Annotated in this window: 3 protein-coding genes; all 3 read left to right on the top strand. The window is 44.1% G+C overall.

Features of this window, described 5'->3' with window-relative positions:
* On the top strand, nt 1-817 hold an 817-nt coding region (locus LC608_RS36525; RefSeq protein ID WP_374108504.1), incomplete at its 5' end, for an HMA2 domain-containing protein.
* A 37-nt stretch (nt 818-854) separates the two neighbouring features.
* Nucleotides 855-1,691 carry a hypothetical protein gene (locus LC608_RS36520; protein ID WP_229558167.1) on the top strand — a complete coding sequence of 279 codons (837 nt, stop codon included), beginning with the start codon at nt 855-857 and terminating at the stop codon, nt 1,689-1,691.
* A 143-nt stretch (nt 1,692-1,834) separates the two neighbouring features.
* Nucleotides 1,835-3,357, top strand: a 1,523-nt coding sequence (locus LC608_RS36515) for an HAD-IC family P-type ATPase (RefSeq protein ID WP_229558166.1), incomplete at its 3' end; no start/stop codon positions are given.

Genomic DNA, 3,357 nt, shown 5'->3' with positions numbered 1-3,357 from the left:
CGATCCCTTTGCAGCTTGGAAATCGCCTTCATTTTGGAAGGAGCAGGGTATTTCCCTAATTCCGATGATGACAGGCTTGGCGGTAACAGGAGGGTTGGGAATTCATGGCTGGGTATCGATTCCAGTTTATATGATTGCGGCGGATGCAACCCGTGGTGTAATTGGTTATCTTGGCTCTCAAGTTCCGACATCAGAAACAAACGAAGGTAATCATACGAGTTCTGCGATAAAAAGCGATATATCCGAATCTACTATCCAACAAGAAAATAGCAAGGTGGTAGCACCTGCAAAGATTGACTACAGCGTAGCTCATCAAATTCCCGGACGTATTCGGTTAAATTTGCCAAAAATTGCCCAAGATCGAGCCTATGGGCGGCGACTTGAGAGAATAGTGAAAACCGATGCTGAAGTTACAAGCGTGCGTGTGAATTTTGATGCAGCATCGATCGCGATCGCTTATCAATCTCGTGAGATTCCATTATCTTATTGGGTGAGTCTGATGGAATCAGCGTTGCAGGTAAACCCACCAACAGTAGGGATAACAACGGCGAAACAAACCCTAGAAGAAGTTAGCCAGACTCCTAAAATTACAAATGTAACAACGACAAATCATACTAATCCTGTTACTCAGATAACTGAAGTTACAGACGCAACAACGCTAAATCATACTAATCAGGTTACTCAGACTGCTGAAGTTATCAACTCAAGAACAGCAAACCAAACAACTCCAGAGTTATCTAGTCTGTGGACTAACCTAAAATCGCCTGCGATGTCTTTGTCATTAGGTATTATGGCGAACTTACCCTTGGGAACTTAATATACAGTTTCAAATTGCGGAATACTGGAGGGCAATTATGACTGGTTTAAATTTAGAAACGGCAGCAAATTTAGACAAAAAACAAGAGCAAACAGTCACAGACGAGACTAATTGCCCAGCAACGCCGCCTTCAAGGGTAGCATATAGCATTATTTGTGCATTTCCCGGACAAGTGGCGTTTTGCATACCCCAGATTAGCGAAGATGAAAAATATGTGCAACGTCTTCTCGCCTTGCTTGCTAATGAGCCTTTGGTAATCAATCAGCAAGTCAACACTACGATGGTAGGGTCAATTGCGATTACCTATAAATCTGATGTAAAGTCAGATGTTGATATGCGATCGCATTTGGCTAATTTGATTCAGTTGGCTGGTAATGAAGAAGTGCTATCAGCATCTGCAAACCAATTCCAAACATGCTCAACTACGGTGACGACAGAAGACAGGCAGGATAAGAAGCCAAAAATCCCAGCCCAGAAGCAGAAATCAGCAACATTCTCCTTATCTTCTACGGATGCATCAGTCTCTAAGACTAAAAGCAATTTGGTATCCTCGAATTCTGTAATTCAACAAGCAAAAAAACCTGCAAAAGTAGCTTATAGCATTGCTCATGCAATTCCCGGAAGAGTAAGGTTTCGTGTGCCTCAAATTGCCTGCGATCCAAAATATGTCCAACGGTTGGAGACATTACTCAAATCAGATTCTACAGTTACAAGTGAGCGAGTCAATAGCGCTGCGAGATCAGTTGTCATTACCTATAAAACTGGGATGATGCAGAATTCTCAGAAGCGAGTGCAAAGCTTTTTATCACCACCAATATCTCATCTAGCCAATCTAATTGAATCTGCCAATGATCCCGCCACAGCGATAAGTTAGCCAACTAATCCAGCAAATCACAAATAACCAAAATGTTGATAGCTAATCAATCTTGCAGGATTGGTGGCTAATTTGCTCTCTTTACCCCAGCAAAGAGCCTGATTTTCATCGAAGTGTAACAATTATTGGATTAAAGAAAAGTAATGGCAAAAGTAGCACTGGAACTACCATCTCCCCCAAAATCTCAATTCACTGTGTTGGAAGGGAATGGAAAAGTTTCTTTAATTGACACTAATGGACACTCTCAAGAACAGCTTCCCAACGTTACCTACAGCGTTGTCCATACAACTCCGGGAAGACTGCGGTTTCGCGTACCTCGCTTACGCTGTGATGCAGATTATGCGAAGCGTCTGGAAGTATTGTTAACAGCAGATGCGCTGGTGAAGAATGTCCGTGTCAAGCCTGCGGCAATGTCAGTTGCAGTTACTTATAAATCTGATAAAGTTTCCGATGCGAAGGTGCGATCGCACCTTCACGATTTGATTCAGGCTGCAAGTGTTGTAGTCGTTCTGAAAAACTCTACATCTTTATCGGAAACTGAAAAAGAGCCATCTTGGCCAGGTTTACAACTCTCTGCCGTTGCCACTACTTTAGCAGTACTGGGGGGGCCGTTAGGTTTACCGATCCCACCTTTGATAGTGGTGCTTCCCATCGCCATTGCCACACTACCGGTTGTCCAACGAGCGTGGGAAGGTATTAGAGTAGAGCGAAAATTGAATATTGACTTTTTGGATTTGATGGCGATCGCTATTACTACCTTCCAAGGGCAGTTTCTCACACCATCGCTGATGTTGGGTTTAATTGAAGTAGGTGAAAATATCCGCGATCGCACGGCTCGTTCTTCTGCTCAACAAACTCTAGATTTACTTAGTTCTCTAGGGCAATTTGTTTGGGTGGAACGCAATGGTGACAAGCAACAAATTCCCATTCAAGATGTGCAGCGTGGCGATACAGTAATTGTTTACCCTGGCGAACAAGTGCCGGTTGATGGTAGCATTTTGCGAGGTAAAGCCCTGCTAGATGAGCAGAAATTAACTGGCGAGTCGATGCCGGTACTGAAGAAAAAGGGACAACCAGTTTTCGCTTCAACGCTGGTACGAGAAGGACGAATTTATATTCTTGCAGAATGGATAGGCAATGATACCCGCGCCGGACAGAGCATTAAGTTAATGCAAGAAGCACCTGTCCACGATACCCGGATGGAGAATTATGCCACAAAATTTGCTCAAAAAGCTGTTGTGCCAACTTTGCTACTTGGTGGAGCAGTATTTGCCGCAACCCGCAACCCTTCACGGGCAGCCAGCGTTTTAACTCTAGACTTTGCTACAGGTATTCGAGTCTCCGTCCCCACAACAGTTTTAGCAGCATTAACTTATGCTGCACGACGGGGGATTCTTATCCGTAGCGGACGGGCGTTAGAACAACTAGCAGAAGTTGATACCATAGTTTTTGATAAAACAGGGACGCTGACTAAGGGAGAAGTCGATGTTGTCAGTGTAGAAAGTCTCAATCCAGCAACCTCAAGATTGCGGGTGTTGGAATTGGCAGCCGCCGCCGAACAACGTTTAACTCATCCAGTAGCAGAAGCAATTGTTCGCTATGCCCAAGCAGAGCAAGTGGAAATTTTGCCGCGTAGTAAGTGGGATTATCAACTAGGTTTGGGCGT

This window comes from Nostoc sp. XA010 (genome assembly GCF_020829625.1).
Lineage (GTDB): Bacteria > Cyanobacteriota > Cyanobacteriia > Cyanobacteriales > Nostocaceae > Nostoc.
This window is presented reverse-complemented; position numbering and strand designations above follow the sequence as displayed.